Annotated in this window: 8 protein-coding genes; 1 reads left to right on the plus strand and 7 read right to left on the minus strand. The window is 64.4% G+C overall.

Going from position 1 to position 6106, the window contains the following annotated elements; all coding sequences use genetic code 11:
• Positions 1–126 precede the first annotated feature (126 nt).
• On the minus strand, positions 127–954 hold the full coding sequence (locus QN397_RS16845; RefSeq protein WP_323501467.1) for a universal stress protein: 828 nt from the start codon (positions 952–954) through the stop codon (positions 127–129).
• Between the two features lie 45 nt (positions 955–999).
• Positions 1000–1710 (minus strand): sulfite exporter TauE/SafE family protein, encoded by a 711-nt coding sequence (locus tag QN397_RS16850; RefSeq protein WP_323496985.1) that lies wholly within the window; start codon positions 1708–1710, stop codon positions 1000–1002.
• Positions 1711–1940: 230 nt separating this feature from the next.
• Here QN397_RS16850 and fnr point away from each other — a divergent pair, with 230 nt between their 5' ends.
• Positions 1941–2654, plus strand: a complete 714-nt coding sequence (gene fnr / locus QN397_RS16855; protein ID WP_323501468.1) for a fumarate/nitrate reduction transcriptional regulator Fnr — start codon at positions 1941–1943, stop codon at positions 2652–2654.
• Positions 2655–2658: 4 nt separating this feature from the next.
• On the opposite strand, the gene QN397_RS16860 is transcribed toward fnr, so the two are convergent.
• From QN397_RS16860 to ccoO, 5 genes are all read right to left on the minus strand, one after another.
• Positions 2659–2961, minus strand: coding sequence for a FixH family protein (locus QN397_RS16860; protein WP_323496983.1), 303 nt, complete (start codon positions 2959–2961; stop codon positions 2659–2661).
• Positions 2962–2979: 18 nt separating this feature from the next.
• Positions 2980–4410, minus strand: a complete 1431-nt coding sequence (gene ccoG, locus QN397_RS16865) for a cytochrome c oxidase accessory protein CcoG (RefSeq protein ID WP_323501469.1) — start codon at positions 4408–4410, stop codon at positions 2980–2982.
• Positions 4407–5333 (minus strand): cytochrome-c oxidase, cbb3-type subunit III, encoded by a 927-nt coding sequence (gene ccoP, locus QN397_RS16870; protein ID WP_323496981.1) that lies wholly within the window; start codon positions 5331–5333, stop codon positions 4407–4409. The genes ccoG and ccoP overlap by 4 nt, the downstream gene beginning before the upstream one ends.
• Before the next feature lie 10 nt (positions 5334–5343).
• The gene (locus tag QN397_RS16875) at positions 5344–5481 is read right to left on the minus strand and encodes a cbb3-type cytochrome oxidase subunit 3 (protein WP_323501470.1); all 138 of its coding nucleotides are present in this window, start codon (positions 5479–5481) and stop codon (positions 5344–5346) included.
• 11 nt (positions 5482–5492) lie between these two features.
• Positions 5493–6106, minus strand: a 614-nt coding sequence (ccoO, locus tag QN397_RS16880) for a cytochrome-c oxidase, cbb3-type subunit II (RefSeq protein WP_323501471.1), incomplete at its 5' end; no start/stop codon positions are given.

Consider the following 6106-nt stretch of genomic DNA (forward strand, 5'->3'; position numbering starts at 1 on the left):
GCATGCGCTCATCGCAGTCTGCTGCGTGCCGCGTTGCAGGGCTTGATGCAGATCAAGGCTCGGCGACCTTGGCCGAGCAAATGTCAAGAAGCCTCATGTGCGTTGACGCTGCTCTGGCTCAACCCCTCAATGCGACATGAGCACAGGCAACGTCATGGATTGCAGGATCGTCCGCGTGACGCCACCGAGCACCCACTCGCGTGCGCGGCTGTGTCCGTAGCAGCCCATCACCAGCAGATCGGCACCGACATCCGCGGCCAGCGACAGCAGCTGCGCACCGGCGTCGCCTTCACCTTGCACGCCGGCCTGCATCGTCGCGGTCACGCCATGCGAATTCAGATAGTCCTGCAGCGAGCGCAGTTGCGACTCTGCCTCGTCGCCGTAGCAGACCGCGTGCACGCGCGCCGCGCCGCGCAGCCAGGGCAACGCAGCGGACACCGCACGGGCAGCTTCGCGAGTCTCTTTCCATGCCACCAGCACCGTGCGCCCGACCGGGCCGACCGGCCCTGTCGTGATGTAAGGCAACACCAGCGCGGGCCGGCCGCTTTCGACCAGCACGGTGGACACGAACTCGGCAGGCAGCTCGCCGTCGTAAGCGTTGTCACCATCGCGCTGACCGAGTATCAAAAGGTCGGCATAGAGCGCGCGGCGGCCGAAGCCCCAGGGCGCATCGCTCATCGGCTCGGCCCAATGCATATGCGGCGAGTCGCCACCGGCAGCCATGAAGGTGGCGTACGCCTTGTCGCGCGACTGCTTGTCGAGCGCCAGCATGATTGCCATGGCTTCGGCCGCACCTTCGAGGGCGGAGGGGTAGCGCACCAGCGCAGAGAGCGTGCACGGCATGCCGGTCACCTGGGCGCCAAAGGTCTCTGCCAGCTTGCGTGCAAGCTCGACGCGCGTGGCGGTGCGGGCTGAACTGTCGAGGTGAACCAGAATCGATTTAGGGGTTGTCATTGCAAATTCCTGAGTTGTCGAGGTACGAAAGAGACACCACGTATTTCAGCGGCACCACACATCGATCTGGTGGGCAAGATCGATCCAGACCGCCTGCACGGAGATGACCAGCAAGGCGACGCCGGCGAGCCGGGTTCCCCATTGCTGGCGCCATGCGCCCAAGCCGATGGCAAAGCGGTGCCACAGCCAGGGCGCGACGAGCAACGACGCACCGCTGCCGGCCGCGAACAGCACCATGATGAAAGCGCCCTGCAGCGGACCGTTGGCCAGGCTCGCCAGCATGAGCGCGGAATACAGCAGGCCGCACGGCATGGCGACCCATGCAAGACCGGTCGCGAACACGCTGGCGGCAGAGCCCGTCAAGGCGCGCAATCGCTCTGCGAGGAGACGGCCGACCCGTTGCGACCACAGCGGCTGACGCCCGGTCACGGCCAGCACCGCGCCCCAGGCCATCACGACCACGTGGAACAGCATCCAAAGGCCGCGAAGCGCGGAGACATTCACGCTGGCCCATGTCAGGCTTTGCACGGTGGCAGCGGCCAGTGCGCCTGCTGCCGCATAGCCCGCCATCCGGCCAGCTTGGAGCAGCAACGGCGCCATCGGCAAAGCAGCGGGCGTGATCGCGATGACGCCATGGCCGGGTCGAACTCCCACCCCACGCACGACACCCGCGCACGCCGCACCGCACATGGCCACGCAATGCGGACCACCCGCCAGTCCCATCAACAGCGCGGATGCGGCCAGTGCGGTTTGCATGATCAATAGCGCCGCCGAAAGAGCGTGAGCAGCGATGGTCGGCGACAGCGGTTCATGGTGCTGCGACTTTGCGTTCGATCATTCGAACGCCACTTGATCTGCATCAACGCGGACACAAAAGCCGAACGGAGAATCGAGCGGAGCAGCGCGGCGCTTTCGCTTGCTTTGTCACGCTGCAAATTTCACCGCACCACCTGCCGCAAAGAGACAGTCGCAAAGAGACAGCCGCCATGACACCTCAAACCATCAAAGTCGCATGCTCCAACTGCAACCTGCGCGAACTGTGCATGCCGGTCGGCCTCAACCCGGAAGAGCTTGCGCGCATCGACGACCTGGTGGCGACGCGTCGCAAGGTGAAGCGCCGCGAAACCCTCTTTCGCAATGGCGAGCGGTTCACCTCGCTCTATGCGATTCGGACTGGCGTGTTCAAGACACGGGTGGCATCGGAAGACGGTCGCGATCAGGTCACGGGCTTCCAGATGGCCGGCGAGATCATCGGACTCGATGGCATCGTGAACGACCATCACACCTGCGACGCGGTGGCACTCGAAGACGCCGAGGTCTGCGTGATGCCGTTCGACCGCATCGAGGAGCTGTCGCGCGAGGTCACTTCACTGCAGCGCCATGTGCACCAGATCATGAGCCGCGAGATCGTGCGCGAGCACGGCGTGATGCTGCTGCTGGGCAGCATGCGTGCCGACGAGCGGTTGGCCGCCTTTCTGCTCAACCTCGTGGAACGCCTGCATGCGCGCGGCTTCTCGAAGTCCGAGCTGATGCTGCGCATGACGCGCGAAGAAATCGGCAGTTACCTCGGGCTCAAGCTGGAGACAGTCAGCCGCACCTTGTCCAAGTTCGTGGACGACCGCATCGTCGAAGTCGACATGCGGCATGTTCGGATCCTCGACGCCGATGCTTTGCGCAGGATGATCAACCCGACGGTGTGAGGCGCTAGCGCGGCGGCGGCGACGGCATGTCCTGCACCGGCGTCGTGGTGTGGTTGCGGCCCTTTTCGGCCGGCACCAGCGCCTTGTCGGCCACCGGCCCAGCCGACTTGCCCGCCAGCGTCCGATTGATCTCCAGGCCCTTCTGGTAGTAGTTTTCTTCGACCACCGGGTCTGCCGTGCTGATCGCGATCCAGGCCGACGTCAGGCTGCCGACCACCACCACGGCGGGCAGGCCCAGCACGAGCCAGACCAGCGGGAATTTCCACCACGGTCCGGAACCTTTGGAAGCAGGGGGAAGCGCGCTCATTTTCAAGTCTCCAGTCGGTTATCGGGGAATGAGGAACACGGCCTTTTCAGAGACCTGCGACGCACCGTCGGCGGACCGCACGTTGAAGAAAACGGTGTGCGATCCGGGTGGTGCATCTTCTGCAGGCACTTGCAGCCGCACCGCCACCCAGCGCGACTCGGCCGGCCCGACATCGACCGCCTGGCTGGGCGTCGCCACGGCAAGACCCTTCAGTCCGCTGGCATCGATGCGGTAACGCTGAGAGCGCTCGGTCGCGTTCATGATCTGCAGCCGATAGACGTTCTCGAGCCTGCCGCCATCGGCGATACGTGCAAGCGAGGTACGGTCGCGCACCACGTCGACCTTGAGCGGCACGCGCACCACCAGGCTCGCGAGCAAGCCAACGCCCAAGGCCAACAGCACGGCGCCATAGATCAGCACGCGCGGGCGAAAAACACGCCGCAGCACCTGCACCGCGCTCCAGCCACCGGCCAGCCCGTTTTGCGTGGCGTAGCGGATCAACCCGTGCGGCTGCGCCATACGGTCCATCACCGTGTTGCAGGCGTCGACGCACAGGCCGCAGCCTATGCACTCGTACTGCAGACCCTCGCGGATGTCGATACCGGTCGGGCACACCTGCACGCACAGGCCGCAATCGATGCAGTCGCCCAGGCCCTGGGTGCGTGCGTCCTGTGCCCTGGCGTGCACGCCACGCGGTTCACCACGCGGCAAGTCGTAGCTGACGATCAGCGTGTCCTTGTCGAACATCGCGCTCTGAAAGCGTGCATACGGGCACATGTACTTGCAGACCTGCTCGCGCATGAAGCCGGCGTTACCGTAGGTGGCCAGACCGTAGAAGAAGACCCAGAAGACTTCCCACGAACCCATGCGCGTCTGCAGGAACTCCATGCCCAGCTCGCGGATGGGCGTGAAGTAGCCGACGAAGGTAAAGCCCGTCCACATCGCGATGCCGAGCCAGATGAAATGCTTGAACCACTTCTTGACCAGCTTCTCGGCCGAGAACGATTCGCCGTCGAGCCGCATGCGGGCGATGCGGCTGCCCTCGATCCGTTGCTCGATCCACATGAACATCTCGGTGTAGACCGTCTGCGGGCACGCGTACCCGCACCAGAGCCGCCCGGCCACCGCGGTGAACAAAAACAACGACAGCGCCGACAGCACCAGCAGCCCCGACAGGTAGATCAGGTCTTGCGGATACAACACTAGCCCGAAGACGTAGAAGCGCCGCGCGACCAGATCGAACAGCAGGGTCTGGCGGTCGCCCCACTGCAACCAGGGCGTGGCGTAGAAAAACAGCTGGGTGACGAACACCATCGCCCAGCGCCAGCGCGCGAACTTGCCGCGCACGCTGCGCGGATAGATCTTCTTGGTCGCTTCATAGAGCCCGCCGGCCTCCTCCGCCACGGGCACGATCGGAATGATCTTGCGGGCTGGGGCAGGTACGGTCATGGCAGTACGACAGGCAATGCAACGGCCTTGTTCGACAGCCCCCACACGTACGAGGCCACCACCTTGATCTGCGCTTCGGTCAGGCGACCTTCCTGGCCGGGCATGACGTTGTGTTTGCCGCCGTTGATCATCGCGACGATGGCGTTCTCGCCGAAGCCGTGCAGCCATATCTCGTCGTTCAGGCGCGGTGCTCCGATGCCCTGGTTGCCGACGCCACCGATGCCGTGACAGGCCGCACAGGCGGTGAACTTCGACTTGCCCAGCCCGGCGCGCACCGAGTCGGTCGAGCGGCCCGACAGGCTGAGCACGTACTGCGCGACGTTCTTGACGTCGTCCGGCGTGCCGACCGCGGCCGCCATGGGCGGCATCTCGCCGATGCGGCCTTTGGTGACGGTTTCGATGATCTTGTCCGGCGTGCCGCCATGCAGCCAGTCGACGTCCGTCAGATTCGGGAAGCCCTTGCTGCCGCGTGCATCGGACCCGTGGCACTGCGAGCAGTTGTTCATGAAGAGCCGCTCGCCGATGGCCATCGCCTTGGGGTCGCCGGCTATCCGCTCGACCGGCATCGTCTGGAATGCCGCATAAACGGGAACGAGATCCTTGTCGGCCTGGGCAACCTCGGCCTCGTACTGGCCAACGGCACTCCATCCGAGCTTGCCGTTGAAGCTGCCCAGCCCCGGAAAAAAGGCCAGATAGACGAAGGCAAAGATGATCGTGATGACGAACAGCCCGACCCACCACATCGGCAACGGATTGTTGGCCTCGCGCAGGTCTTCGTCCCAGACGTGGCCGGTGGTGTTGTCGTCGGTCGGCGCGATGCGCCCGCGTGCCGTGACCCACAGCAGCAGACCGCAAGCCACGATGCTGACGACGGCCGAGACGGCGACATAGTTGGCCCAGAAGCTACTGATGAAATCGTTCATGGCGTGTCTTTCAGTCCTGCTCGAAAGGCAGCTGTGCGGCCTCTTCGAAGCGGCGTTTGTTGCGGCTCGAATAGGTCCACACGACGATGCCGATGAAGAGCACGAAGCAGGCGACGGTCGCAAAAACGCGCAGGGTGGTGATGTCCATGGTGTGCTCCTTTACTTGAGCGCGAGGCCCAGTGACTGGAGGTAGGCGATGGTTGCCTCGAGCTCCGTCTTGCCCTGGGTGTCTGCGGTGGCCGATGCGATTTCCGCGTCGGTGTAGGGCACGCCGACACGGCGCAAGGCGCGCATGTGAGCAGGCATCGCCTCCGCATCGACCTGGTTGGTTGCGAGCCACGAATAGGCCGGCATGTTCGACTCCGGCACCAGGTCGCGCGGGTTGTTCAGATGAATGCGATGCCACTCGTCGCTGTACTTGCCGCCCACGCGGTGCAGGTCGGGCCCGGTGCGCTTGCTGCCCCACTGAAACGGATGGTCGTAGACGAACTCGCCTGCGACAGAGTAGTGCCCGTAGCGCAGCGTCTCGGAGCGAAAGGGTCGGATCATCTGCGAGTGGCAGTTGTAGCAACCCTCGCGCTGGTAGATGTCGCGGCCGGCGAGTTGCAGCGCGGTGTACGGCTTCAGCCCGACGATCGGCTCCGTCGTCGACTTCTGAAAGAAGAGCGGCACGATCTCGACCAGCCCGCCGATGGCGATGGTTACCAGGATCAGCACGATCATCAGCAGGTTGTTGGTCTCCACCTTTTCATGGGTGAAGCCGGTTTTGAGGG

It is taken from the genome of Variovorax sp. RTB1 (assembly GCF_035018765.1).
GTDB lineage: Bacteria > Pseudomonadota > Gammaproteobacteria > Burkholderiales > Burkholderiaceae_C > Variovorax.